Genomic DNA, 22,987 nt, shown 5'->3' with positions numbered 1-22,987 from the left:
TGCCTAGCCGCCCTTGCGCGACGCCTTCTCTTCCAGCCCCGACATCGAGGTCCGCTTGTCCAGCGCGGCCTCAACCTCTTCCAGCTTTATGCCGCGTGCCTTCAGCAGCACAAGGAAATGATAGAGCAGGTCGGCACTTTCAGCGATCAGATGCGCGCGATCGTTTTCGACTGCAGCGATTACGGTTTCGACTGCTTCCTCGCCGAACTTCTTGGCGCAATGCTCGGGGCCTTTGTCGAGCAGCTTGCGGGTATAGGATGCTTCGCCGCCGGACGCTGCGCGGGCGTCGATGGTTTCGGCCAGATCATGGATCGTGAAACGCGGCATCGGACTCACTTGGAAACACGCTTGAAAGCAAGCTTGGCAACAGATTTGGCCACGGCGGCCATCCCCGTCCGCCAATGTTAGCATCGTTACGAACCGGAGTCGTCAGGCATCCAGGCGCATCGGCAGCCCACGCCGCGCCATGTGCTCCTTGGCCTCACGAATGGTGAATTCCCCGAAATGGAAGATCGAAGCCGCCAGCACCGCGGTGGCGTGCCCGTCGCGGATACCGTCGACGAGATGGTCGAGATTGCCGACGCCGCCCGAGGCGATCACGGGAACGGGAACGCTGTCGGCGATCGCGCGGGTCAGCGGAATGTCGAATCCCTGCCGCGTGCCGTCGCGGTCCATCGAGGTGAGCAGGATTTCACCGGCGCCGAGCGAAACCACCTCCTGCGCGTATTCGATCGCGTCGATGCCGGTCGAGTTGCGCCCGCCATGGGTGAAGATCTCCCAGCGGTCGCCGCCCGGACGCTTGACGCGCTTGGCATCGATCGCGACCACCACGCACTGCTCGCCGAATTTTTCAGCGGCTTCCTTGACGAATTCGCGCCGCGACACCGCGGCGCTGTTGATCGACACCTTGTCGGCGCCGGCGCGCAGCAGCGTCTTGATGTCGTTGACCTCGCGCACGCCGCCGCCGACGGTGACAGGCATGAAGCAGGCTTCCGCCGTGCGCCGGACCACGTCCAGCATGATGCCGCGGTTCTCGTGGGTCGCGGTGATGTCGAGGAAGGTGAGCTCGTCGGCGCCGGCGGCGTCATAGGCGATGGCGGCTTCGACGGGATCGCCGGCATCCCTGAGATCGACGAAGTTGACGCCCTTGACGACGCGGCCGTCCTTGACGTCGAGGCAGGGGATCACGCGCACCTTGAACATGGGTCAGCTCCTGCGCGTGTCGCGGATCAAGGTGAGGGCGGCGGCGGGATCGAGCCGGCCGTCATAGAGCGCGCGGCCGGCGATCGCGCCGGCGAGCTTCTTCGCGCGCGGCGTCAGCATGGCTTTCACGTCCTCGATCGAGGCGAGGCCGCCGGAGGCGATCACGGGAATCGAGATGGCATCGGCGAGCGCGATGGTCGCCTCTAAGTTCAAGCCCTTGAGCAGGCCGTCGCGCGCGATGTCGGTGAAGATGATGGCGGCAACGCCGGCATCCTCGAAGCGCTTGGCGATCTCGAGCACCGTGACCTGCGACGTCTCGGCCCAGCCCTCGACCGCGACCTTGCCGTCGCGCGCGTCGAGCCCGACCGCGACGCGGCCGGGGAATGTCTTCGCGGCGGACTTCACCAGCTCGGGATCGCGCACCGCGGCGGTGCCGATGATGACGCGGGTGATGCCCTTGTCGAGCCAGGCTTCGACGGTCGCGAGATCGCGAATGCCGCCGCCGAGCTGCACCGGAATCTTGATCGTCTTCAACATCGCCTCGACCGCCCCGGCATTCACCGGCTTGCCGGCGAAGGCACCGTCGAGGTCGACGACGTGGAGATATTCAAAACCCTGGGCGGCAAAGCTCTGCGCCTGGGCTGCGGGATCGAGGTTGAACACGGTCGCGCGCGCCATGTCGCCTTGCTCGAGGCGCACGCACTGGCCGTTCTTGAGGTCGATCGCGGGAAAGAGAATCACGGTTTCCATCGCAAGAAGTTCGAGATCAGGGCCAGCCCGAAGCGCTGGCTCTTCTCGGGGTGAAACTGCGTGCCGATGGCGGTGTCCTTGCCGACGATCGCGGTGACGGGCCCGCCGTAATCGGCGCGCGCAAGCACGTCCGCCTCGCTGGCGGCGTTGAGATGATAGGAGTGCACGAAATAAGCGTGCTGGCCCTTGGGACCGAGCGGCAGCTTGTTCAACACCGGATGCTCCTGCAGCAGGTCCAGCGTATTCCAGCCCATGTGCGGGATCTTCAGGCTTTCATCACGCGGCGTGATCTTCTCGACGTCGCCGCCGATCCAGTTCAGGCCTTCGGTGATGACGTGCTCCTTGCCGCGGCTCGCCATCAGCTGCATGCCGACGCAGATGCCGAAGAACGGCCGCGCCTTGACGCGCACCGCTTCGGTGATGGCCTCGACCATGCCGTTGACGGCATCGAGCCCGCGCCGGCAATCGGCGAAGGCCCCGACGCCCGGGAGCACCAGGCGGTCAGCCTCGTAAGCCTGATCGGGATCACTGGTGACAAAGACCTTTTGCGGGCTCTCGAGGCTGCGCGCGGCGCGCTCGAAGGCTTTCGCGGCTGAATGCAGATTGCCGGAACCGTAATCGATGATGGCGACGCTCATCTTGACCCTCCCGGTTCTGGAAACAACCCAATGATGCCGCCGGCCGGAATCGGCGGCGGGTTCGAGAATGGCTGACCCGGCACATTCCGGGTCGGCGGCGGGCCGCCGCGATCGACGGCCCATTGATCGCCAGCGATGCCGTTCTGCTTCTGGCTCCAGCGCTCGAAGAAGCGGCGCTCCGCAGTATCGCTGTCGTCGGCGACCACGATGTCGAGCTGCCGCCATTTGCCGCGCGACAAGGTCCAGCGGCGCAGGCTCGAAGCCTCGAGGCCCATCAGCAGCGCGACGATGCAATCGGCGAAAAAGATAGAGGAGCGCCCGACGCCGAGGCTCGACAGTCCCGCGTTGAACGCGGCCAGGAAGATCAGATAGCCAATCAGCGCCAGCCACAGCCGATTCCACAACAGCCAGAACGGACCGAAGATCATCGCCCAGAAATGAAAGCCGTCGCGCACGAACACGAACTTGTCGGTCGCGCGCGGGTCGGCTCCTGCGGGTGAGGGAGCGTGAACTGTGTAGACAGGCATGGTGATGCCCCGTTCTCGAAAGTCAGTGATGCCGCCAGCAGCGTTCGCCGCAAGACGGAAGATGTCAGCCGCCGAGCGAGCCCTTGGTCGACGGGATTTCGCCCGCCGCCTTCGGATCGATCGCCACGGCCGTGCGCAGCGCCCGCGCCAGACCCTTGAAGCAGGACTCGGCGATATGATGGCTGTTATCGCCATATAGGGTCTCGACGTGGAGAGTCACGCCGGCGTTGATGGCAAAAGCCTGGAACCACTCGCGCACCAGCTCGGTGTCGAACTCACCGATCTTGTGCCGGGGGAAGTCGGCCTTGAACACCAGGAACGGGCGGCCCGAGATGTCGATCACCACGCGCGTCAGCGTCTCGTCCATGGGCATGTGCACGCCGGCATAGCGGGTGATGCCCGCCATGTTGCCGAGCGCCTGCTTGACCGCCTGGCCAAGCGCGATGCCGGTGTCTTCGGTGGTATGGTGATAATCAATGTGCAGGTCGCCCACCGCCTTGACCGTGAGGTCGATGCGGGAATGGCGGGCGAGGAGATCGAGCATATGGTCGAAAAAGCCGATGCCGGTCGCGATATTGGCCACGCCGGTGCCATCGAGGTTCACGGAGACCTCGATGTCGGTTTCCTTGGTCTTGCGCTTGATCGTCGCGGTGCGCATTGAAATGCGGTTTCCATTCTAGCTTAGGAGCCGAAAACGCCAGTCTCTTAACAGCCAAATGACACCTTCGCTACTGCGGGAAGGGCTGGCCGGGCCTCTACTTCTGCCTATGGTGAGCGAAATTCGGCCCGGAACGGCCCGTTGTGCCCTTGGTCTCGACCGCCTAAATCAAGCCGGACAGTGAGGTATTCATGCAGGACTCCCAGAACAGCTCGCCGGGCTGGCACGGCACCACGATTCTAACGGTCCGCAAGGGCGGCAAGGTGGTGGTCGGCGGCGACGGCCAGGTCTCGATCGGCCAGACCGTGATCAAGTCCAACGCCAAGAAGGTCCGCAAGCTCGGCAAGGGCGACGTGATCGGCGGCTTTGCCGGCGCCACGGCTGACGCCTTCACGCTGTTCGAGCGGCTCGAATCCAAGCTCGAGCAATATCCGGGGCAGCTGACCCGGGCGGCGGTGGAGCTCGCCAAGGACTGGCGCACCGACCGCTATCTTCGGCGGCTGGAGGCCATGATGATCGTGGCTGACAGGGACGTCTCCCTCGTGCTGACAGGCACCGGCGACGTGCTCGAACCCGAGGCCGGCGTGATGGCGATCGGCTCCGGCGGCAATTACGCGCTGGCGGCGGCCCGGGCCCTGCTCGACACCGACAAGGACGCCGAGACCATCGTCCGCCGCTCCCTCGACATCGCCGCGGACATCTGCGTCTACACCAACCGGAATCTGACGATCGAGAGCCTGGCGACGGGATAGGTCATGGCGCCTGCCTACGCCTTCCGTCCCATGACCGCGGCCGACATGCCGCTGATCCGGCGCTGGCTCGCCGCACCGCATGTTGCCGAATGGTGGCATGATCCGGAGACGCTTGAATTCGTCGGCGGCGACCTCGATCATCCTGACCTGGCGCAGTTCATCGTCAGCCTTGACGGCCGGCCTTTCGCCTACCTGCAGTGCTACCGGCTCGGCGATTGGCATATCAGCTTCGGCCCGCAGCCCGTGGGCACTCGCGGCCTCGATCAGTTCATCGGCGAGGCCGACATGCTCGGACGCGGCCATGGCTCCGCTTTCATCCGCGCCTTCATCGACCAGCTCTTCGCGCGCGGTGTGCCGCGCATCGTGATAGACCCGAGTCCTTCCAATGCGCGCGCGATTCGTGCCTATGAGAAAGCTGGCTTCGTGCCGCGGCACGAGATCGTCACGCCCGATGGTCCCGCACTCCTGATGATCCGAGACCCATGACGCTCGCCGCAAGCCCCGCCGCCAAGACCACATTCCCGCCGCTCGCCTGGGTCGGCACCGCGCTGTTGCTGTTGGCGCTGCAGGCCGCGATCCTGCTGGCGATGGGGCGGGTGCCGATCTGCGCCTGCGGCACGATCAAGCTGTGGCACGGCGTGGTGAACAGCTCGGAGAATTCTCAGCAGATTGCAGACTGGTACACGTTCTCACACGTCCTGCACGGCTTCCTGTTCTACGGCCTGACCTGGCTGCTGTTTGCACGGTTTCCCTTGCTGCCTCTCTCCTGGCCCGCACGGCTGATCATCGCGATGCTGATCGAAGGCGCCTGGGAGATCGTCGAGAACTCGCCCTTCATCATCGAGCGCTACCGCGCCGGCACGATCTCGCTGGATTATTACGGCGACAGCATCCTCAATTCGGTCTCGGACAATCTGGCCATGATCTTGGGGTTCCTGGCCGCTCGCGCGCTGCCTGTCACCGCGACCGTGCTGCTGGGCATCGCCTTCGAGATCGTGCTGGCGCTCCACATTCGCGACAATCTGACGCTCAATATACTGATGCTGATCCATCCGATCGAGGCCGTGAAGCAGTGGCAATCCGGCCCGCCGATCATCTGACCCAAAATGCGGCTTGTCCTTGGCCGCCTCCCGCCCTAGCTAAGCAGACATGACAGACTTCTCGCCCCGCGAAATCGTTTCCGAACTCGACCGTTTCATCGTCGGCCAGGCCGACGCCAAGCGCGCCGTCTCGATCGCGCTGCGCAACCGCTGGCGCCGGCAACAGCTCGAAGGCTCACTTCGCGAGGAGGTGCTGCCGAAGAACATCCTGATGATCGGCCCGACCGGCGTCGGCAAGACCGAGATCGCGCGGCGGCTCGCCAAGCTCGCGAATGCGCCGTTCCTGAAGGTGGAAGCGACCAAGTTCACCGAGGTCGGCTATGTCGGCCGGGACGTCGAGCAGATCATCCGAGATCTCGTCGAGGTCGCAATCGCGCAAGTGCGCGAGCGGAAGCGCAAGGACGTGCAGGCGCGCGCCCAGCTCGCCGCCGAGGAGCGTGTTCTCGATGCGCTGGTCGGCGCCAATGCGAGCTCGGCGACACGGGAATCCTTCCGCAAGAAGCTGCGCGCCGGCGAGCTCAACGACAAGGAAATCGAGATCGAGACGCAGTCGTCGGGCGGCGGCATGCCGATGTTCGAGATCCCGGGCATGCCGGGCGCGCAGATGGGCGCGATCTCGCTCGGCGACATCTTTGGCAAGCTCGGCAGCCGCAGCAAGACGCGCCGGCTGACGGTGGAGAGCTCGCACGAGATCCTCGTCAACGAGGAATCCGACAAGCTCTTGGACACCGAGCAGCTGACGCTGGAAGCGATCAGCGCGGTCGAGAACAACGGCATCGTGTTCCTCGACGAGATCGACAAGATCTGCGCTCGCGACGGCCGCGTCGGCGGCGACGTCTCGCGCGAGGGCGTGCAGCGCGATCTCCTGCCGCTGATCGAAGGCACCACGGTCTCGACCAAGCACGGCGCGGTCAAGACCGACCACATCCTCTTCATCGCCTCCGGCGCCTTCCATGTCGCCAAGCCGTCCGACCTGTTGCCGGAATTGCAGGGCCGCCTGCCGATCCGGGTCGAATTGCAGGCTCTGACCCGTGACGACATGCGCCGCATCCTGACCGAGCCCGAGGCCTCGCTGATCAAGCAATATGTGGCCCTGATGCAGACCGAGGGCGTGACGCTCGACATCACCGACGGCGCCATCGACGCGCTCGCCGACATCGCGGTCGCCGTCAATTCCACCGTCGAGAACATCGGCGCAAGGCGGCTGCAGACCGTGATGGAGCGGGTGCTGGACGAGATCTCCTTCACCGCCCCCGACCGCAACGGCGAGACCGTCCGGCTCGATGCGGATTACGTGCAAAAGCACATCGGCGACCTCGCCAAGAATGCGGATCTGAGCCGCTTCATTTTGTGATTCGCAGCGGTCACGCTATTGATGCGGCGTGACCGTACGCATCCTGCAAAATCCCTGGCGGCTCCTGCTCGCGATCAACGCGGCGGTCATCGTTGGCGTCTTTCTTCACAAGATCCAGCTGCCGCCTTACGTCCCCTACATCCATCTCCTGGTCGATTATCATTTCGGCTTCATCAAGCGCGCGCTGATCGGGGCAATCGTCGCGCTGTTCACCGACAAGGTGCCGGTCTGGCTGGTGTTCGCGCTCGGCGGGGCGACGTGGCTTGCAACGCTGGGCCTCTATGCCAGGCTCTTCCAGAACACGTTCGGCTTCTCTGCGAAAACGCTGCCTCTGTTCGTCTTCATCGCGGGTTCGCCGTTCTTCCTGAAGAACTTCATGCACACGCTCGGCCATTTCGATATCTATGGCTGCGCGCTGGCGATCATCCTGCTGCTGATGCCGGCGGGCTCGCTGGTCTTCGTGGCCATGGCTGCGCTGTTCTCGATCGTTCTCGTGCTGATCCACCACATTCATCTCTTGATGTACGTGCCGACGATCATCACCATCGTCGTGATCCGGCATTACCTTGCTTACGGTTGTGACCGCAGCAATGTTGTCTTCGGCGGGGTCGCTCTCGCCATTGTCTCCGCGCTGTTCTTCGCCGCGCAGTTTCTGGGAACGATGCCGGTCCCCGAAGCGGACTTCGTCGCCTACCTCAAAAGCCGGATGGCCGATCCTGCGCGCATCGACCTCTTGCAATTCGCCTACATCTGGTACCAGCCGCTGGCGAAGGAGGTTGCCGACACTTGGGGCCGCCTGCCGCACAACATCCTCGGCGTGCCCGTGTTCGCGCTTCTGATCTGGCTGCACGCGCCGCTGTGGCGCTTCTTTGCCAGCCTGATCGGCGCGCTCGCCAGCGATCTGCACAAGCGGCTCGTCATCGCAGCACTGGTCGGCATCAGTGTCGCCTATCTCGTGATGTTCGCGATGGTGTTCGACTATTCACGCTGGATCTCGAACTGGGCAGTCTGCATGTTCCTGATCCTGCACGCGGTGAAGATGCTGCCGGCCGCACGGGAGACAGCGCTGATCCCGGCGGAGGATCGGAAGACAAATATCTTCGGTTTGATCCTCACGCTGATCCCGCGCGTCGGAATCATCCGGCCGTTTTAGCGCTCTGCTTAGGCGGCATCGGAGGTGCGCTCCCTCTCCCGCAAGCTTTGTGGGAGAGATGTAGTGCCATTACCCTCTCGCCCGCCTGATCCGCACATAGAGCGCCCCCTCGCCGCCGTGGCCGATCGCGGCTTCCTCGAAGCCGACCACGAAGGCGCGGAATTCCGGCAGGCTGAGCCATTCCGGCACTTGGCGGCGGAGCACGCCGCTTTCGCCGCCGCTGCGTCCCTTGCCGGTGATGACGAGCACGAAGGTGAGGCCGTCCTGATGGGCGCGGTGCAGGAAGCCGGCCAGCGCGCGATGGGCGCGCATCTGGGTCATGCCGTGCAGATCGAGCCGCGCCTCGATCTCGCTGCGGCCGCGCGACAGCTTGGTCCGCTCGCGCTTGCCGAGCGGCGCTAGCGGCGGAATCGACGGCTTTGCAACGCGCGGCGCCGGTGCAGCGGCAACCGGCCTTGACGGTGGCGAAGTCCTCGTCACCTGGGACCCGGGCGAAGATTCGGCGCGCGGGGTAGCATGCGCCTTGGCCGCGCGATGCTTCCGCAGCGGCTTGACATGCTTTGCGACGAGATCCCACAGCTCGCGCTCCTCCTCGCTCAGCGCGCGACGGCGCGGCGAGGGGCGAGGCTCCAGCACGGGCGGACGGGACGGCCGTTTCATTGCGGGCGATGAGGACGATTCTTTGCCGGACGGCGCGGCTCAGGGGCAGGCTCGATCGCGGGACGCGGCACCGGCAGCGGAACCGGGCCGGCGACGGCAATCGTTTCGGTCTTGCCTTGCGCCGCCGCGGCGACGGGCGTGCCGGTCTTTGCCGGATCGGTCTGCGGAAACAGCTTTGCGATCTTCTCGGCGGGCCTTGGGTCCGGGATCGGCAGCTTTGCGGCGCGCGGGGCGGGATCGAGGCTCTTCGGCACCAGCATCACGAATTGCATGGGGTGGCGCAGCCGGCCGGAGACACGGCCGGCATCCGCGCCGGCGCCGAAAAACAGATCGGCCCGTGCGGGCCCGATGATGGCAGAGCCGGTGTCCTGCGCGATCATCAGCCGGCGGAACGGCGTCTTGGCGCGTTCTGACTCGATCGGAAGCTCGCCCTCGATGAAGAACGGCGTGCCGTAGACATGCAGCGATTTGTCGACCGCGATGGAGCGCCCCGCGGTCAAGGGAATGCCTTGCGCGCCGACTGCCTCCTCCTTGTCGGAGAGGTTGACCTCGCGGAAGAAGATGTAGGCGCGGTTCGCGCGGCGCAGCTCCTTGGCGCCGTCGGGGTTCTGCGCCATCCACTCCCTGATCTTCTGCATCGACATCTCCTCTCTCGGGATGATGCCGCGCTCGATCAGGATGCGACCGACCGCCGTGTAGGGATAGCCGTTATAGGCGTCGTAATTGAGTCGAACCGAGCTGCCGTCGTCGAACTTGATGCGGGCCGAGCCCTGGATCTGCGCGAACAACAGATCGGTCGGATCCTTCAGCCAGGCGATCTCGAGCCCCCGGCCGGCGATCTTGCCGTCCTCGATCTCGCCGCGGTCGTAATAGGGCACCAGCTTGCGGCGGCCGATCTTGCGATAGACCGGGCCCTTGTTGGGCAGGCTGAGCGAATCCTGCTTGTAGCCGCGCACGAACAGGTTCGAGGGACGGCGATAGACCGGCACGTTGTAGACATCGGTCTGCGTGCGCGACCCCTCCAGCACCGGCTCGTAATAGCCGGTGACGAAGCCTTCGGGCTCGCCGAGCCGCGAGATCCGCAGCGGCGTGAAGTTTTCCTCGAAGAAGGTCTTCGCTTTGCCGTCGTCGGCGAGATCGAGGGTTTTGGCAACCCGGCAGGGCTCGCCCAGCGAGGCGCCCAAAGCTTTGGGCTCGGCCTTGGATTCGGCCTTGGCTTCGCCGTTCTGCGCATTGATCGGCTTGCAGCTGGCGCGGAAGGTCTTGTACGCGGCGAGATGATTGTCGTCGCCCCACCCCTTCACGTCCGCCCAGGCCAGCGGCAGATATTGCGCGCCGGGAATTTCGAACGGCAGGGAGAGCTGCGGATAGGGCAAGGCCCGCGGCGGAGCGGCAGGCGTTCGCGGCAGATGGTGGTGGTGGCTGCGATGGTGACGCCGCGCCGCCTCGGCACCGAGCGAAAACGACGACAGCGCGACGGCGGCTGCGCAAAGCGCCGTCGCGCCGTTCTTCAGGAAGATCTTAATTCGCGCTTCCGGTGCCAACCAGCTTCCAGTTCGGATCGCGAGAGGAGGTGTCGCGGGCGAAAGTCCAGATATCGGTGATGTCGGCGACCGTGTCGGCGCTGCCGTCGACGATGTTGCCGGCCTTGTCGCGGGTGGCCGAGATCATCTGCGAGACGAAGCGCACGGTGAGCTGCGCACTGCGATCGCGCAACTCGGCGCCGACGAGCTCGGCCTTGTCGATCGACACGAACCGCGTCTCGGTCTTCTGCTCGTTCTTCTCCCGCTCCTTGATCGCGGCGTCGAAGCTGTCATAGACGTCCGACGACAACAGATCGCGCAGCGCGCGGCGGTCGCCATTGGCAAAAGCCAGCACGATCATCTCGTAGGCGCCGCGCGCGCCCGAGAGGAAATGGCGCGGGTCGAAGCTGGAATCCTTCTCGACGATGGCATCGAGACCCTGCGCCAGCGGCGTGCCCGGCTCGGTCAGCCCCTTCCAGCGATCGGCCGGCGCGGTCGGCTCGGCCGTCGGCGCCAGCGGCGCCTGGTCGATCACCTTGCCCGGCATGGTCACGACGTTGTTGTCCTGGGCGCCTCCGAGCGCGTTGCGGGCGGCGGTGCGATCGAACGGCGGCCGCTCGTTGCCGGTGCGCTGCCCCAGCACGCTACGCAGCCGCAAGAAGATGAAGACGGCCAGCGCCAGGAATATGATGGTGTAGATGTCCACGTCGTATTCGCTTTCTGGTCTTTGCAGGGCTCGTTGCCGGGAAAATCAATCCGGCCAGTAGACCGTTCCTTACGGAAACGGCAAGTCTACATCACCATTTTGGGTCCACGTCAGGTCCGTGGGATGTAGGCACGAAATCTGGCCCGGCCAATGGCGCCTTTTGGCACAGCGTCAAGTGTAGCGCGTTTTATGCTTAAGGGGAAACCCGATCCTGCCCGGAAATGGCGCATCTTCAATCGTTTAAGGCGAAATTTCGCGGAAAAGGCAGGAGGAACGTCAAAGGCGCGATTGCGGCCCGAATTCCCGGTCCGGGACCGTTCGTCCTTGTGGAACGAGCCGGCCCTATGTTAGCCAACCGCCGCGAAATTCAGCCCCAATCGGGTAAGGAGACACTTCATGACCAACGGTAACGGCACCCCTCCCGAGGCGGCCCAGGCTCCCCAGCTCAACGTGCTGGCGCAATACACCAAGGACCTCTCGTTCGAAAATCCCAACGCGCCGAGCTCGCTGCAGCCGCAGAGCCAGCCGCCGCAGATCAACATCCAGATCAACGTCAACGCCAACAATCTCAGTGAACAGGAATTCGAGGTGACGTTGTCGGTCGAGGGCAAGGCCGAGACCGCCGGTAAAGTGATGTTCTCGTTCGAGCTCGCCTATGCCGGCGTGTTCCGGATCGTCAACGTGCCCAAGGAGAACCTGCACCCGCTGGTCATGATCGAGTGCCCGCGCCTGTTGTTCCCGTTCGCACGCGAGATCATTGCGACGGCGGTGCGCGATGGCGGGTTCCCGCCGCTGATGCTGGATCCGGTCGACTTCGTCGGTCTCTACCGCCAGAACATGGAGCGGCAAATGGCCGCTCAGGGCGGACAGGCCGGTCAGGCCTGAGCCGCAGCCAGCGCGGCTGGAGCGGGCAGGTACTCGTTCCAGATCGCCTTGTCGCCGAGCGTTGCGATGAAGGCCCGATGGGCCTCGCGCTCGGCTTCGGAAATCCGCGGCGCGAGCGGCACCGGGCGTTGCCGCCGCGGCGCGTCGCCGGCGCTATTGACCCTGATCTCCTCGGCGTCCGAGGCCAGCAGCAGCTGCGACTGCCGCGCTCCAACCAGATCGACATAGACCTCGGCGAGCAGCTCGGCATCCAGCAGCGCGCCGTGCTTGGTACGGTGTGAATTGTCGATCGAATAGCGCGAGCAGAGATCGTCGAGCCGGTTGGACACGCCGGGATGCTTGCGACGCGCCAGCAGCAGCGTATCGACCAGACGCTCGCGCGGGATCGCAGCGCGCTTGATGCGGTCGAGCTCGGCATTGATGAAGCCGATGTCGAACGAGGCGTTGTGGATCACCAGCGGGGCGTCGCCGATGAAGGCGAGAAAGTCGTCGGCGACCTCATGGAACAACGGCTTGGTCGCCAGGAATTCGGACGACAATCCGTGCACCGCAAACGCTTCCGCCGGCATGTCCCGCTCGGGATTGATGTAGACGTGATACGTCTGTCCGGTCGGCATGCGGTTGAAGATCTCGACGCAGCCGATCTCGACCAACCGATCGCCGCGCAGCGGATCGAGGCCGGTGGTTTCGGTGTCGAGGACGATTTCGCGCATGTCTCTTGGAAGCCGTGTGAGGCGGCGAATCAGGTCCGCCGCTGCGGCATCTTAACGACCTCGGCCAGGATGTGCGCGATTTGGGCCCGCACGGGGTCAAGTCCGTGTGAGGTATCCACCACGAAATCGGCCCGCTTGCGCTTCTCGGCATCCGGCATCTGCTTGGCGATGATGGCATCGAGCTTGGCCTCGTCCATCGTGCCGCGCGCCAGCACTCGCTGGCGCTGCAGCTCGGGCGAGGTCGAGACCACGACCACGGCATCGACCCGCTTCTCGCCGCCGGTCTCGAACAGCAGCGGGATGTCCAGCACCACGACCGGCGCCTTGGCGGCCTCGGCGTCGGCAAAGAATTTCTGCCGGGAAGCGCCGAGCATGGGATGAACGATCTGCTCGAGCTGCTTGATCGCGGCGGGATCGTGCACGACACGCGCCGACAGCTTTTGCCGGTCGACCTTGCCATTCGCGGTGGTGCCGGGGAAAGCGGCCTCGATCGCGGGGGCGGCCTCGCCCTCATAGAGCTGATGCACGGCGGCATCGGCGTCGTAGACGGGGACGCCGGCCTCCGCGAACAATTTCGCGGTGGTGGATTTGCCCATCCCGATCGAGCCGGTCAGTCCGAGAATCCGCATCAGCACCCAGCCTTCTCTCGCATCTACACCGCAATTAGCTGCTCGCGGCGCAGATACGCAAGCAGCGGCAGCAGCGGCAGGCCGAGAATGGTGAAATGGTCGCCCTCGATGCGCTCGAACAGATGGATGCCGAGGCCCTCGAGCTGATAGGCGCCGACGCTTCTGGTCACAGCGTCGCCCGCGGCGTCGAGATAGGCCGAAAGCTCGGCTTCGCTCATTCCCCGCATGGTCATGCGCGCCACGGAAACGTCCTCGAAGAGAATCCTGCCATCCTGCGCCACGGCGACGGCGGAATTCAGCTCGTGCGTCTGACCGGCGAGATCGCGCAATTGCGCCAGCGCCTGGGTGCGGCCTGCCGGCTTGTTGAAGAGACGGCTCCCGAGCGCCAGCGTCTGGTCGGCGCCGATCACATAATGTCCGGGATAACAGGCAGAAACAGCCTTGGCCTTTTCGCGGGCCAGCAGCAGGGCAATCTCGCGCGGGTTGGAGAGCTTTGACGCGGCCTGGATGCCACGCTCGTCGATATCAGCGGTGACGGCTTCGAATTCGAGCCCGGCATTGGCCAGCAGCATTTTGCGCGCGCTGCTTTGCGAGGCCAAGATCAACGGACTTTTGCCGCGCCACAGACTCATCGGCGAAACTTACTCGGACGGCCGGTTGCGCTGGCGATCGCTATACAGCTTCATGATCGCCGCCGCGGTTTCCTCGATGGAGCGGCGCGTGACGTCCAGCAGCGGCCAGTCATGCTTGGCGCTCAGCTTGCGCGCGAACGCGACCTCCTCCGTGACCGACTGCTTGTCGGTGTAGGTATCGCTGCCGCTGCTGGACTCGGCGCCCATGGACAGCAGGCGGTTCTGCCGGATCTGAATCAGGCGTTCCGGCGTCGCGTGCAGGCTGACCACCAGCGGCCGCGTCAGCGTCTCCAATTGCGGGGGCACCGGAATGCCCGGCACCAGCGGCACGTTGGCGGTGCGAATGCCGCGATTGGCGAGATAGATCGATGTCGGCGTCTTCGATGTCCGGGACACCCCAACCAGTACCACGTCGGCCTCGTCGAGACCTTCGACGTGCTGACCGTCGTCATGGATCATCGTGTAGTTCAAGGCATCGATGCGCTTGAAATATTCCGCGTTGAGCACGTGCTGGGCGCCGACACGGCCGGTGGTCGCTGCTCCCAGATAGGCCTCGAACAGCTGCATCACCGGCCCGATGATCGACAGGCTCGGAACATTGATCTGCTTGCACTTATCCTCGAGTCTGGCGACCAGATCCTTCTCGAGCAGCGTGAACAGCACGATCCCTGGCGCTTCCTCGATCTCATCGAGCACGCGGTCGAGCTGCTTCTGGCTGCGCACCAGCGGATAGACGTGCTCGACCGGCGTCACGTTGGCGTATTGGGCTGCGACCGCGCGCGCCACGGTGATGAGCGTCTCACCCGTGGAGTCCGAGACCAGGTGGAGATGGAAATAATTGTTCGAGGTCGGCACAAAAACCCTTTGAATTTCGTTGGGGTGGTTTGTGGATTTCTGTGGAGCTTAACCTCTCGGAAAGGGATGTGCGACACCAGGGGCGGGACAAGGCGTGATTTTCTTCACACCGCTGCCGGTCAGGACAAATCCGACGCCCCGCCGAGAGGGAAGCGGGATTGCGCGGACAAGTCCCTTGATAAGCTGCCGATACAATCGCGCAAGCCTTTGAAGCCGGCTGACTTATCGGAAGTCGACAAAGGCTGTCCGGAATATGTGGATGGATGTGAACAAGCGCGCGTGAACGCGCGGACGGACTTGCGTGAGTCCAATCCACGGTCACATAGACTCAAACCTTAAGAATCTAAGATTCTAGATTTGAGGAAGGCGCTACGGAGGGATATGTGTGCGGGGTAAGACCTTAACGGGTTCTTACTATCCCCAGCGTTCCCCGCGCTGGGCAGCAAGCCGGACCCCCGAAAATGTTCGAAGACGTCTATCTCTGGATCAAGGCGCTGCACGTGATCGCCGTCATCTCCTGGATGGCCGGCATGCTCTACCTACCGCGGCTGTTCGTCTATCACTGCGAGGCCGAAATCGGCTCGAAGCAGTCGGAGACGTTCAAGGTGATGGAACGCCGGGTGCTCAAGGCAATCATCAACCCCGCGATGATGGTCACCTGGCTCGCCGGGCTCTATCTCGCCTGGTCCGGCCATTGGTTCTCGTTCGGCTGGCTGCACGTCAAACTGGCACTGGTCCTAGTGCTCTCGGCGGTCCACGGCTATTTTTCACGCTGGGTCAAGGATTTCGCCGCCGATCGCCGCCCGCGAAGCCAGAAATTCTATCGGATTATCAACGAGGTGCCGACCGTCCTGATGATTTTCATCGTTATCATGGTGATCGTGAAGCCGTTCTAGGCAGACTGCGCGACGATTCGCTCAGCGCTTCGGCTTGCGGAGCGCTAGGCGATTTTCTATATTATCGATATCCCACCCAACGCAGGCGGATGTGGTTGTGTCCGAGCCTTCCAGAGGCCGGACCCCGCATCAGGATTGAAGCCTCACCGGCGTTCACCTTGCCAGACCTGCGGACCTTACCTGCACCTGCTCGCGTCCGCATTTCAGAGCCTCCTCGCACCCCCTCTTTTCAGGTTACCCCACAGGACCACCCCAATGCGGGAAATCAAACTCGAAGACCTCAAGTCCAAAACGCCGGCCGAGCTCGTCTCGTTCGCGGAGGAGAATGGGGTCGAGAATGCCAGCACCATGCGCAAGCAGGAGCTGCTGTTCGCCATCCTCAAGCAGCTGGCGCTCGCCGAGACCGATATTGTCGGCCAGGGCGTCGTCGAAGTTCTCTCTGACGGCTTCGGCTTTCTCCGCTCGCCCGACGCGAATTATCTGCCGGGCCCTGACGACATCTACGTGTCGCCCTCGCAGATCCGCCGTTTCGGCCTGCGCACCGGCGACACCATCGAAGGTCATATTCGCAGCCCGAAAGAGGGCGAACGCTACTTCGCGCTGCTGAAGGTCAACACGCTCAATTTCGAGGATCCGGAAAAGGCCAAGCACAAGGTCAATTTCGACAACCTCACGCCGCTGTTTCCGAATCAGCGTTTCCGCATGGAGATCGATGATCCCACGCGGAAAGACCTGTCTGCACGCGTGATCGACATCGTCGCGCCCATCGGCAAGGGCCAGCGCGCCTTGATCGTGGCGCCGCCGCGCACCGGTAAAACCGTGCTGATGCAGAACATCGCGCATTCGATCACGCACAATCACCCCGAATGCTATTTGATCGTGCTCTTGATCGACGAGCGTCCGGAAGAAGTCACGGACATGCAGCGCTCGGTGAAGGGCGAGGTCGTGTCCTCGACCTTCGATGAGCCGGCGGTCCGCCACGTTCAGGTCGCCGAGATGGTGATCGAGAAGGCAAAACGCCTGGTCGAGCACGGCCGCGACGTCGTGATCCTGCTCGATTCGATCACGCGCCTCGGCCGCGCCTACAACACCGTGGTGCCGTCATCCGGCAAGGTGCTGACCGGCGGTGTCGACGCCAACGCGCTGCAGCGTCCGAAGCGCTTCTTCGGCGCGGCCCGCAACATCGAAGAGGGCGGCTCGCTGACCATCATCGCGACCGCGCTGGTCGATACCGGCAGCCGCATGGACGAAGTCATCTTCGAAGAGTTCAAGGGCACCGGTAATTCCGAACTGATCCTGGACCGCAAGGTCTCGGACAAGCGCACCTTCCCGGCGATCGATATCTCGCGCTCCGGCACCCGCAAGGAGGAGCTCATCACCGATCCGCAGGTGCTCAAGAAGATGTACGTGCTCCGCCGCATCCTCAATCCGATGGGGACGATGGACGCGATCGACTTCCTGCTCGACAAGCTGCGCTCGACCAAGAGCAATTCGGAGTTCTTCGACTCCATGAACACCTGAGTGCACTGCAATAAAGAATTTGGGGGCGCCTTCGGGCGCCCTTTTTGTTGCGGGTTTGCTGCAGCGAAGGTGCAGCATGAGCAGCAGCCGGTGCCCGACCTTGGTCGCTTATTAAGCTATTGAGATTAAAAATTAATCGCTTAAATTCTGGTCGGCCTCTCCGTTTCCGGTCAGGCAATCTGCAGCGAAATGCTGCGGTTGTGTTGCAATGCAACATTGGATTTGCTGCAGAGTCTGGTGCAGCGAAACCTGGTTGGCTCGATTGCGAGAAACGGACGTTTGCGTTTTCGGCCGCAGCCGGACAAATAGGCTATGCATCCGCGAGACCAGACCATTTTCGCGCTGTCGTCCGGGCGGGCACCCAGCGCGATCGCCGTGGTCCGCGTCTCCGGCGCGCAAGCCGGCCTCGTGCTGATCGCGCTTGCGGGCCGGCTGCCGGCGCCCCGACAGGCGAGCCGTCGGCTGCTTCGGGACGGCGCGGGCCAGCCGATCGACGATGCGGTCGTGCTCTGGTTTCCAGGACCGGCCAGCGCCACCGGCGAGGATGTTGCCGAGTTTCACGTTCATGGCGGCCGGGCGGTGCTGGCGGCGCTCTTCGCTGCAATTTCCGATATCCCGAATACGCGTGCGGCCGACCCCGGCGAGTTCACGCGCCGCGCCTTCGAGAATGGCAAGCTCGACCTGACCGAGGCCGAGGGGCTCGACGACCTCATTCACGCCGACACCGACCGCCAGCGCCGCCAAGCGCTGCGCCAATTGCAGGGCCTGCTTGGCGACCGCGCGCGCGACTGGCGCGAGCGCATCATCGAGGCCTCCGCGCTGATCGAGGCCGGCATCGATTTTTCCGATGAAGGCGACGTGCCGGCGGAGCTGCGGGCGCCGGCGGTGAAAGCGATCAGAGCGCTTCACGACGAAATCACGAAAGTGCTTGCGGCACAGGGGCATTCTGAACGGCTGCGCGAGGGCCTTGTAGTTGCCATCGCCGGCGAGCCGAATGTCGGCAAGTCGACGCTGATCAACCAGCTCGCGCGCCGCGAGGTCGCGATCGTCTCGCCGCATGCCGGCACCACGCGCGACGTGATCGAGGTGCAGCTCGATCTCGACGGCTATCCCGTCACGGTCATCGACACCGCTGGCATCCGCGAGACCGACGATCCGGTCGAGCAGGAAGGCGTGCGACGCGCCCGCGCGCGCGCCGAGGACGCCGACCTGGTGCTGTGGCTGGTGGAGGGCGGACAAGCCGTCGATCCAGATACAATTCGCTCGCGCGGGACATCGGCGGACGGCGCTGCTTCGCCCGGCGGCTCAGTCTGGATCGTGCGCAACAAGATCGATCTCGGCAGGGGCGAAGGAGCCAGGCCGAGCGAGTTCGGGATCTCGGCAAGCCGGGGCGACGGCATCCCCGACCTGATCGAGGCGCTGGTGAAATTCGCTTCGGAGTTCTTCGGAACCACTGAGGGCGCCATGGTGACCCGGGCCCGCCAGCGCGAATTGTTGAGCCGGGCCTCAGACAGCTTGCGCCGGAGTCTGGACCTTGTCGACCACGGCGAGGAGCTCGCGGCCGAAGAGCTGCGGGCGGCCGCCTATGCCTTGGGCCGGCTCTTGGGCCGGGTGGACGTCGAGGACGTCCTCGGGGCCATCTTCCAGAAGTTCTGCATCGGAAAGTAGCGCTAGTTCGTTATTGTAGAACTAGCGCTTGTTCCAATTCTTCTGTTTCACGTGAAACGGGGGCTTCGGTCCGCGCGGTGTTTCTGGTTGTTTCACGTGAAACAGCGTAGGGGCCCAGTGTCGGCCGGCCGCTCCGATCTACAGAGAGAGCGCCAAGGCGACGACAGCTTCGAATCTCGTCATTCCGAGGAGCCCTTGCGACGAAGCAATCCAGACTGTCTCTGCCACGAGATTCTGGATTGCTTCGCTGCGCTCGCAATGACGGAGTATGGTGCGGTTCCCCCCGCGTTCGACTGGCAGCTCGGGTAACCAGGCAAGGGGCACGTGATAGGGCACGTGTGCTTGGCCATCTCGCCGCCGTGAGCTCCCGATCGTGTTTCACGTGAAACACCATATGGGTCAGTGCCCCTCCTACTGTGCATGGGGTTGTTTTCGCAAAAGTGCTGCCGCCCTGGGCCCGCTTGTTCACGTGAAACAGGGCCCACAGAGTTTCCACTTCCGGCTTTCTCACCGCTAAGCTAGAAGTCCGTCCATGCGAACAGAGCGAGAGAGCTTCGACGTCATCGTTATCGGCGGCGGCCACGCCGGCTGTGAGGCCGCGGCTGCTTCTGCCCGGATGGGTGCGACCACCGCTCTGGTAACGCACCGTTTCTCGACCGTTGGCGCGATGTCCTGCAATCCCGCCATCGGCGGGCTCGGCAAAGGCCATCTGGTCCGCGAGGTCGATGCGCTCGACGGCCTGATGGGCCGTGTGGGCGATGCCGGCGGCATCCAGTTTCGCGTTCTCAATCGTCGGAAAGGTCCTGCCGTCCGCGGTCCGCGGGCCCAGGCCGACCGCAAGCTCTATGCGGCGGCGATGCAGGCCGCGATCCGCCAGACCGAAGGTCTTTCCGTCATCGAGGGCGAAGCCGATGAGCTGGTCGTAGTCGATGGCCGGGTGACCGGGCTTCGCCTGGCCGACGGCCGGGAGCTGCGGGCAGGGGCCGTTGTCGTGACCACCGGCACCTTCCTCCGCGGTCTCATCCATCTCGGCGAGAAGAACTGGCCCGCCGGACGCGTCGGCGAGGCGCCTGCGATGGGCCTTTCCAGCTCCTTCGAGCGCGCCGGCTTCATTCTTGGACGTCTCAAGACCGGGACGCCGCCGCGTCTCGACGGCACCACCATCGACTGGTCCGCAGTCGAGATGCAGCCCGGCGACGAGCCGCCGGAGCCGTTCTCGGTGATGACCGAGCGGATCACGACGCCGCAGATCCAGTGCGGGATCACCCGGACCGCGCCCATCACCCATGAGGTGATCCGGGCCAATGTCCATCGCTCCCCGATGTACTCCGGCCAGATCAAGAGCTCCGGTCCGCGCTATTGCCCCTCGATCGAGGACAAGATCGTCCGCTTCGGAGACCGCGACGGTCACCAGATCTTCCTGGAGCCGGAAGGGCTCGACGACACGACCGTCTATCCCAACGGCATCTCGACCTCGCTCCCCGAGGAGGTCCAGCTCGCGATCCTCGCCAGCATCCCCGGCCTGGAGCGGGTGAGGATGGTCCGCCCCGGCTACGCCATCGAATACGACCACATCGATCCCCGCGAGCTTGACCCGACCCTCCAGACCAAGCGTCTGCGCGGTCTTTTCCTGGCCGGGCAGATCAATGGCACCACCGGATATGAGGAAGCCGCCGGGCAGGGCATCGTCGCCGGTCTGAATGCCGCGCTCTCCGCCAGCGGTGCCGCGCTCACCGTGTTCGACCGTGCCGACGGCTATCTCGGTGTGATGATCGACGACCTCGTCACCCGCGGGATCAGCGAGCCCTATCGCATGTTCACCTCCAGGGCCGAGTACCGTCTGACCCTGCGGGCCGACAATGCCGACCAGCGTCTGACCGAGAAAGGGATCGCTCTGGGATGTGTCGGCAGCGCCCGGATCAGGCATCATCGCGCCAAGATGGACGCGCTGAACGCTGCCCGGACGTTGTCGAAGTCCCTGACCATCACCCCGAACGAAGCCATCAAGCACGGGCTGTCGCTGAACCGGGACGGCCAACGCCGCTCGGCGTTCGAGCTGATGGCCTATCCGGAGATCGGCTGGAGCCAAGTCCGCGCGATCTGGCCTGAGCTGTCGGCCATCGATCCCGTCATCGCCACCCATCTCGAGATCGACGCCAAATACGACGTCTACCTGGAGCGCCAGAGCGCCGACGTCGAAGCCTTCCGGCGAGACGAGGGCATGGTGCTGGCGGATGTCGATTACCAGCTCGTTCCCGGTCTCTCCAATGAAGTGCGCGCCAAGCTGCAGAAGGCACGACCGTTCACCGTCGGCCAGGCCGGCCGGATCGACGGGATGACGCCGGCGGCGCTCGGCATTCTCGCGGCGTATCTCCGCCGCGAGGCACGAAAGACTTCCAAAGCAATCGCATAGGCGTTTCACGTGAAACAGCGCGGATCGGGCGGCGATCGACCGCCATCGCGACGACCCGGAGCGGGCGAGGGTGCCGGGCGGCGAACTGGACCTGGAGCGGCCAGCCCAAAGATCAGCAAAGCTGAGGCCAACGACAGGGCGCTCGATTCCATCATCGCCGCTGACAAGACCGCCGCTATGAGGCTCGCTCCCGTTTCACGTGAAACCGAGGAGCGGCTTGATCGCTACATCGCGCTGCTGCGGGAATGGCAGGCCAAGACCAATCTCGTCGCGCCCTCAACCCTGCCAAACCTCTGGACCCGGCACATCGCCGACTCGCTCCAGCTGGTCGATCTCGCGCCGATCGCAAAACGCTGGGCCGACTTGGGGAGCGGCGGCGGCTTTCCCGGAATCGTGCTCGCCTGCGCCATGGCCGGCACCCCTGGCGCGAGCGTCCATCTCGTGGAGCGAATCGCCAAGAAGGCCGCCTTTTTGCGCGAAGCGATCCGCGTCACCACATCTCCGGGAGTCGTACATCTCGCTGAGATCGGGGATAATGTGGATAGAATCACCGGCCCCGTCGATTGCGTCACCGCGCGTGCGCTGGCTCCGCTACATCAACTCATCGGCTTTGCGGAGCCGCTGATGCGCGAGGGCGCGAAGGCGTTATTTCTCAAGGGTCAAGATGTAGAGGCTGAATTGACCGAAGCCGCTAAATATTGGAATATTCGGCCGCAGCTCCACCAAAGCCGCACGGGCGACGGCTGGATCGTGGAGCTCGATGCCGCCGAACGGCGCAGCTGAGGCGTTGAGGGGTGAGTGGGGAATTGCGATGAGCGTGATTGACGAACCGCAGCAAGAACAGACGGCCCAAAAGACCGACGAGGTCCCCCATGGCCATCCGCGCATCCTCGCGCTTGCGAATCAAAAGGGTGGCGTTGGGAAAACAACCACAGCGATCAATCTGGGCACGGCGCTCGCCGCGATCGGCGAGCGGGTCCTGATCGTCGATCTCGATCCCCAGGGCAACGCCTCGACCGGCCTCGGCATCGATCGCCGCAACCGCTCCTGCTCGACCTATGACGTGCTCGTCGGCGAAGCCGCCTTGCGCGAGGCGGTGGTCTCGACTGCGGTGCCGCGGCTCCACATCGCGCCGTCGACCATGGATCTCTCTGGCCTCGAGCTCGAGCTCGGCACCACGCCCGGCCGCGCCTTCAAGTTGCGCGACGCGATCGGCGCGCTCAACAACAACGTCTCCCCGGACGCCGACTACACCTACGTGTTGATCGACTGCCCGCCCTCGCTCAACCTGCTTACGGTCAATGCGATGGCGGCCTCGGATGCGATCCTAGTGCCGCTGCAATGCGAGTTCTTCGCGCTCGAAGGTCTGTCGCAATTGTTGCAGACGGTGGAGCAGGTGCGCTCGACGCTCAATCCGAACCTGTCGATCCATGGGATCGTGCTGACCATGTTCGACTCGCGCAACAACCTGTCGAACCAGGTCGTCGCCGACGTCCGCCAGTTCATGGGCGAGAAGGTCTACAAGACCATGATCCCGCGCAACGTGCGCATCTCGGAAGCGCCGTCCTACGGCAAGCCGGTGCTGGTCTACGACCTCAAATGCGTCGGCAGCGAAGCTTACTTGCGCCTCGCCACCGAAGTGATCCAGCGCGAGCGCGAGTTGCGCACCACGCATTGACAATGCCGTAGGGTGGGTTAGCCGAAGGCGTAACCCACCACGGTCTATCTTAATGGAAACAGAGGAGGTGGGT

The 22,987-nt window shown here is 64.1% G+C and carries 25 protein-coding genes; 12 read left to right on the top strand and 13 right to left on the bottom strand.

Annotated features, from left to right (window positions below; all coding sequences use genetic code 11):
- Window positions 1-3: 3 nt before the first annotated feature.
- The 6 genes from I6F17_RS27235 to hisB all read right to left on the bottom strand — a co-directional run bounded on the left by I6F17_RS27235 (window position 4) and on the right by hisB (window position 3,776).
- Window positions 4-327 carry a phosphoribosyl-ATP diphosphatase gene (locus I6F17_RS27235; RefSeq protein WP_036044993.1) on the bottom strand — a complete coding sequence of 108 codons (324 nt, stop codon included), beginning with the start codon at window positions 325-327 and terminating at the stop codon, window positions 4-6.
- A gap of 102 nt (window positions 328-429) precedes the next feature.
- Window positions 430-1,203: an imidazole glycerol phosphate synthase subunit HisF gene (gene hisF, locus I6F17_RS27230; RefSeq protein ID WP_018646048.1), complete on the bottom strand. Its 774-nt coding sequence runs from the start codon at window positions 1,201-1,203 to the stop codon at window positions 430-432.
- Window positions 1,204-1,206: 3 nt separating this feature from the next.
- The gene (gene hisA / locus I6F17_RS27225; RefSeq protein ID WP_225127341.1) at window positions 1,207-1,953 is read right to left on the bottom strand and encodes a 1-(5-phosphoribosyl)-5-[(5-phosphoribosylamino)methylideneamino]imidazole-4-carboxamide isomerase; all 747 of its coding nucleotides are present in this window, start codon (window positions 1,951-1,953) and stop codon (window positions 1,207-1,209) included.
- Window positions 1,941-2,591, bottom strand: coding sequence for an imidazole glycerol phosphate synthase subunit HisH (gene hisH, locus I6F17_RS27220; RefSeq protein ID WP_036044991.1), 651 nt, complete (start codon window positions 2,589-2,591; stop codon window positions 1,941-1,943). Before hisH ends, hisA begins: the two co-directional genes overlap by 13 nt.
- Entirely contained in the window at window positions 2,588-3,118 is a 531-nt protein-coding gene (locus I6F17_RS27215) for a DUF2628 domain-containing protein (RefSeq protein WP_036044989.1), read from the bottom strand. Before I6F17_RS27215 ends, hisH begins: the two co-directional genes overlap by 4 nt.
- A gap of 64 nt (window positions 3,119-3,182) precedes the next feature.
- A complete protein-coding gene (gene hisB, locus I6F17_RS27210; protein ID WP_036044988.1) occupies window positions 3,183-3,776 on the bottom strand; it encodes an imidazoleglycerol-phosphate dehydratase HisB in 594 nt (197 codons plus the stop codon).
- 191 nt (window positions 3,777-3,967) lie between these two features.
- Here hisB and hslV point away from each other — a divergent pair, with 191 nt between their 5' ends.
- From hslV to I6F17_RS27185, 5 genes are read left to right on the top strand one after another with little or no spacing between them, the layout of a single operon-like run.
- Entirely contained in the window at window positions 3,968-4,528 is a 561-nt protein-coding gene (gene hslV / locus I6F17_RS27205) for an ATP-dependent protease subunit HslV (protein WP_036003154.1), read from the top strand.
- 3 nt (window positions 4,529-4,531) lie between these two features.
- Entirely contained in the window at window positions 4,532-5,014 is a 483-nt protein-coding gene (locus I6F17_RS27200; protein ID WP_225127343.1) for a GNAT family N-acetyltransferase, read from the top strand.
- The gene (locus I6F17_RS27195) at window positions 5,011-5,628 is read left to right on the top strand and encodes a DUF2585 domain-containing protein (protein WP_225127345.1); all 618 of its coding nucleotides are present in this window, start codon (window positions 5,011-5,013) and stop codon (window positions 5,626-5,628) included. The genes I6F17_RS27200 and I6F17_RS27195 overlap by 4 nt, the downstream gene beginning before the upstream one ends.
- 49 nt (window positions 5,629-5,677) lie before the next feature.
- On the top strand, window positions 5,678-6,982 hold the full coding sequence (gene hslU, locus I6F17_RS27190; protein WP_225127346.1) for an ATP-dependent protease ATPase subunit HslU: 1,305 nt from the start codon (window positions 5,678-5,680) through the stop codon (window positions 6,980-6,982).
- Window positions 6,983-7,010: 28 nt separating this feature from the next.
- Window positions 7,011-8,135, top strand: coding sequence for a hypothetical protein (locus I6F17_RS27185; protein ID WP_225127348.1), 1,125 nt, complete (start codon window positions 7,011-7,013; stop codon window positions 8,133-8,135).
- A gap of 69 nt (window positions 8,136-8,204) precedes the next feature.
- Here I6F17_RS27185 and I6F17_RS27180 read toward each other — a convergent pair whose 3' ends face one another.
- Genes I6F17_RS27180 through I6F17_RS27170 form a run of 3 tightly spaced genes read right to left on the bottom strand, consistent with a single transcriptional unit; the run spans window position 8,205 to window position 11,024 of the window.
- On the bottom strand, window positions 8,205-8,795 hold the full coding sequence (locus tag I6F17_RS27180) for a Smr/MutS family protein (RefSeq protein WP_225127350.1): 591 nt from the start codon (window positions 8,793-8,795) through the stop codon (window positions 8,205-8,207).
- Window positions 8,792-10,339 carry an MltA domain-containing protein gene (locus I6F17_RS27175; protein ID WP_225127360.1) on the bottom strand — a complete coding sequence of 516 codons (1,548 nt, stop codon included), beginning with the start codon at window positions 10,337-10,339 and terminating at the stop codon, window positions 8,792-8,794. The genes I6F17_RS27180 and I6F17_RS27175 overlap by 4 nt, the downstream gene beginning before the upstream one ends.
- Window positions 10,317-11,024 carry a Tim44/TimA family putative adaptor protein gene (locus I6F17_RS27170; protein ID WP_036044972.1) on the bottom strand — a complete coding sequence of 236 codons (708 nt, stop codon included), beginning with the start codon at window positions 11,022-11,024 and terminating at the stop codon, window positions 10,317-10,319. The genes I6F17_RS27175 and I6F17_RS27170 overlap by 23 nt, the downstream gene beginning before the upstream one ends.
- Window positions 11,025-11,420: 396 nt before the next feature.
- Between I6F17_RS27170 and secB the strand changes: the two genes are divergently transcribed.
- Window positions 11,421-11,909 (top strand): protein-export chaperone SecB, encoded by a 489-nt coding sequence (gene secB, locus I6F17_RS27165; protein WP_036003132.1) that lies wholly within the window; start codon window positions 11,421-11,423, stop codon window positions 11,907-11,909.
- Here the strand turns inward: secB and dnaQ are convergent.
- The 4 genes from dnaQ to I6F17_RS27145 are packed head-to-tail and all read right to left on the bottom strand — an operon-like array spanning window position 11,900 to window position 14,738.
- Entirely contained in the window at window positions 11,900-12,622 is a 723-nt protein-coding gene (gene dnaQ, locus I6F17_RS27160; RefSeq protein ID WP_036044964.1) for a DNA polymerase III subunit epsilon, read from the bottom strand. The two genes, secB and dnaQ, sit on opposite strands and share 10 nt — an antisense overlap.
- Window positions 12,623-12,651: 29 nt before the next feature.
- Window positions 12,652-13,251 (bottom strand): dephospho-CoA kinase, encoded by a 600-nt coding sequence (coaE, locus tag I6F17_RS27155; RefSeq protein WP_109141967.1) that lies wholly within the window; start codon window positions 13,249-13,251, stop codon window positions 12,652-12,654.
- A gap of 23 nt (window positions 13,252-13,274) precedes the next feature.
- Complete coding sequence (locus I6F17_RS27150; RefSeq protein ID WP_225127362.1) at window positions 13,275-13,883, bottom strand: Maf family nucleotide pyrophosphatase; 609 nt, start codon at window positions 13,881-13,883, stop codon at window positions 13,275-13,277.
- Window positions 13,884-13,892: 9 nt separating this feature from the next.
- A complete protein-coding gene (locus I6F17_RS27145; RefSeq protein WP_036003121.1) occupies window positions 13,893-14,738 on the bottom strand; it encodes a pyruvate, water dikinase regulatory protein in 846 nt (281 codons plus the stop codon).
- A gap of 461 nt (window positions 14,739-15,199) precedes the next feature.
- Between I6F17_RS27145 and hemJ the strand changes: the two genes are divergently transcribed.
- From hemJ to I6F17_RS27115, 6 genes are all read left to right on the top strand, one after another.
- Complete coding sequence (gene hemJ / locus I6F17_RS27140; RefSeq protein WP_225127372.1) at window positions 15,200-15,634, top strand: protoporphyrinogen oxidase HemJ; 435 nt, start codon at window positions 15,200-15,202, stop codon at window positions 15,632-15,634.
- Window positions 15,635-15,889: 255 nt separating this feature from the next.
- Complete coding sequence (gene rho, locus I6F17_RS27135; protein WP_008133567.1) at window positions 15,890-17,155, top strand: transcription termination factor Rho; 1,266 nt, start codon at window positions 15,890-15,892, stop codon at window positions 17,153-17,155.
- Between the two features lie 312 nt (window positions 17,156-17,467).
- Window positions 17,468-18,823: a tRNA uridine-5-carboxymethylaminomethyl(34) synthesis GTPase MnmE gene (gene mnmE / locus I6F17_RS27130; protein WP_225127374.1), complete on the top strand. Its 1,356-nt coding sequence runs from the start codon at window positions 17,468-17,470 to the stop codon at window positions 18,821-18,823.
- A 532-nt stretch (window positions 18,824-19,355) separates the two neighbouring features.
- Window positions 19,356-21,236, top strand: a complete 1,881-nt coding sequence (gene mnmG, locus I6F17_RS27125) for a tRNA uridine-5-carboxymethylaminomethyl(34) synthesis enzyme MnmG (RefSeq protein WP_225127376.1) — start codon at window positions 19,356-19,358, stop codon at window positions 21,234-21,236.
- 177 nt (window positions 21,237-21,413) lie between these two features.
- Window positions 21,414-22,019: a 16S rRNA (guanine(527)-N(7))-methyltransferase RsmG gene (gene rsmG, locus I6F17_RS27120; RefSeq protein ID WP_225127523.1), complete on the top strand. Its 606-nt coding sequence runs from the start codon at window positions 21,414-21,416 to the stop codon at window positions 22,017-22,019.
- A 28-nt stretch (window positions 22,020-22,047) separates the two neighbouring features.
- On the top strand, window positions 22,048-22,914 hold the full coding sequence (locus I6F17_RS27115) for a ParA family protein (protein WP_036044952.1): 867 nt from the start codon (window positions 22,048-22,050) through the stop codon (window positions 22,912-22,914).
- Window positions 22,915-22,987: the final 73 nt, after the last annotated feature.

Origin of the sequence: Bradyrhizobium sp. NBAIM18 (assembly GCF_020193825.1) — a bacterium.
In the GTDB taxonomy this organism is placed as follows: Bacteria; Pseudomonadota; Alphaproteobacteria; order Rhizobiales; family Xanthobacteraceae; genus Bradyrhizobium; species Bradyrhizobium yuanmingense.
The sequence above is the reverse complement of the archived record's forward strand: the minus strand, read 5'-3'. Positions and strand labels throughout refer to the sequence as shown.

Bases quoted from the DNA above. Each gene is read 5' to 3' on its own strand.
- I6F17_RS27235 (WP_036044993.1), bottom strand. From the start codon at position 327: ATGCCGCGTTTCACGATCCATGATCTGGCCGAAACCATCGACGCCCGC.
- hisF (WP_018646048.1), bottom strand. From the start codon at position 1,203: ATGTTCAAGGTGCGCGTGATCCCCTGCCTCGACGTCAAGGACGGCCGC.
- hisA (WP_225127341.1), bottom strand. From the start codon at position 1,953: ATGGAAACCGTGATTCTCTTTCCCGCGATCGACCTCAAGAACGGCCAG.
- hisH (WP_036044991.1), bottom strand. From the start codon at position 2,591: ATGAGCGTCGCCATCATCGATTACGGTTCCGGCAATCTGCATTCAGCC.
- I6F17_RS27215 (WP_036044989.1), bottom strand. From the start codon at position 3,118: ATGCCTGTCTACACAGTTCACGCTCCCTCACCCGCAGGAGCCGACCCG.
- hisB (WP_036044988.1), bottom strand. From the start codon at position 3,776: ATGCGCACCGCGACGATCAAGCGCAAGACCAAGGAAACCGACATCGAG.
- hslV (WP_036003154.1), top strand. From the start codon at position 3,968: ATGCAGGACTCCCAGAACAGCTCGCCGGGCTGGCACGGCACCACGATT.
- I6F17_RS27200 (WP_225127343.1), top strand. From the start codon at position 4,532: ATGGCGCCTGCCTACGCCTTCCGTCCCATGACCGCGGCCGACATGCCG.
- I6F17_RS27195 (WP_225127345.1), top strand. From the start codon at position 5,011: ATGACGCTCGCCGCAAGCCCCGCCGCCAAGACCACATTCCCGCCGCTC.
- hslU (WP_225127346.1), top strand. From the start codon at position 5,678: ATGACAGACTTCTCGCCCCGCGAAATCGTTTCCGAACTCGACCGTTTC.
- I6F17_RS27180 (WP_225127350.1), bottom strand. From the start codon at position 8,795: ATGAAACGGCCGTCCCGTCCGCCCGTGCTGGAGCCTCGCCCCTCGCCG.
- secB (WP_036003132.1), top strand. From the start codon at position 11,421: ATGACCAACGGTAACGGCACCCCTCCCGAGGCGGCCCAGGCTCCCCAG.
- dnaQ (WP_036044964.1), bottom strand. From the start codon at position 12,622: ATGCGCGAAATCGTCCTCGACACCGAAACCACCGGCCTCGATCCGCTG.
- coaE (WP_109141967.1), bottom strand. From the start codon at position 13,251: ATGCGGATTCTCGGACTGACCGGCTCGATCGGGATGGGCAAATCCACC.
- I6F17_RS27150 (WP_225127362.1), bottom strand. From the start codon at position 13,883: ATGAGTCTGTGGCGCGGCAAAAGTCCGTTGATCTTGGCCTCGCAAAGC.
- hemJ (WP_225127372.1), top strand. From the start codon at position 15,200: ATGTTCGAAGACGTCTATCTCTGGATCAAGGCGCTGCACGTGATCGCC.
- rho (WP_008133567.1), top strand. From the start codon at position 15,890: ATGCGGGAAATCAAACTCGAAGACCTCAAGTCCAAAACGCCGGCCGAG.
- mnmE (WP_225127374.1), top strand. From the start codon at position 17,468: ATGCATCCGCGAGACCAGACCATTTTCGCGCTGTCGTCCGGGCGGGCA.
- mnmG (WP_225127376.1), top strand. From the start codon at position 19,356: ATGCGAACAGAGCGAGAGAGCTTCGACGTCATCGTTATCGGCGGCGGC.
- rsmG (WP_225127523.1), top strand. From the start codon at position 21,414: ATGAGGCTCGCTCCCGTTTCACGTGAAACCGAGGAGCGGCTTGATCGC.
- I6F17_RS27115 (WP_036044952.1), top strand. From the start codon at position 22,048: ATGAGCGTGATTGACGAACCGCAGCAAGAACAGACGGCCCAAAAGACC.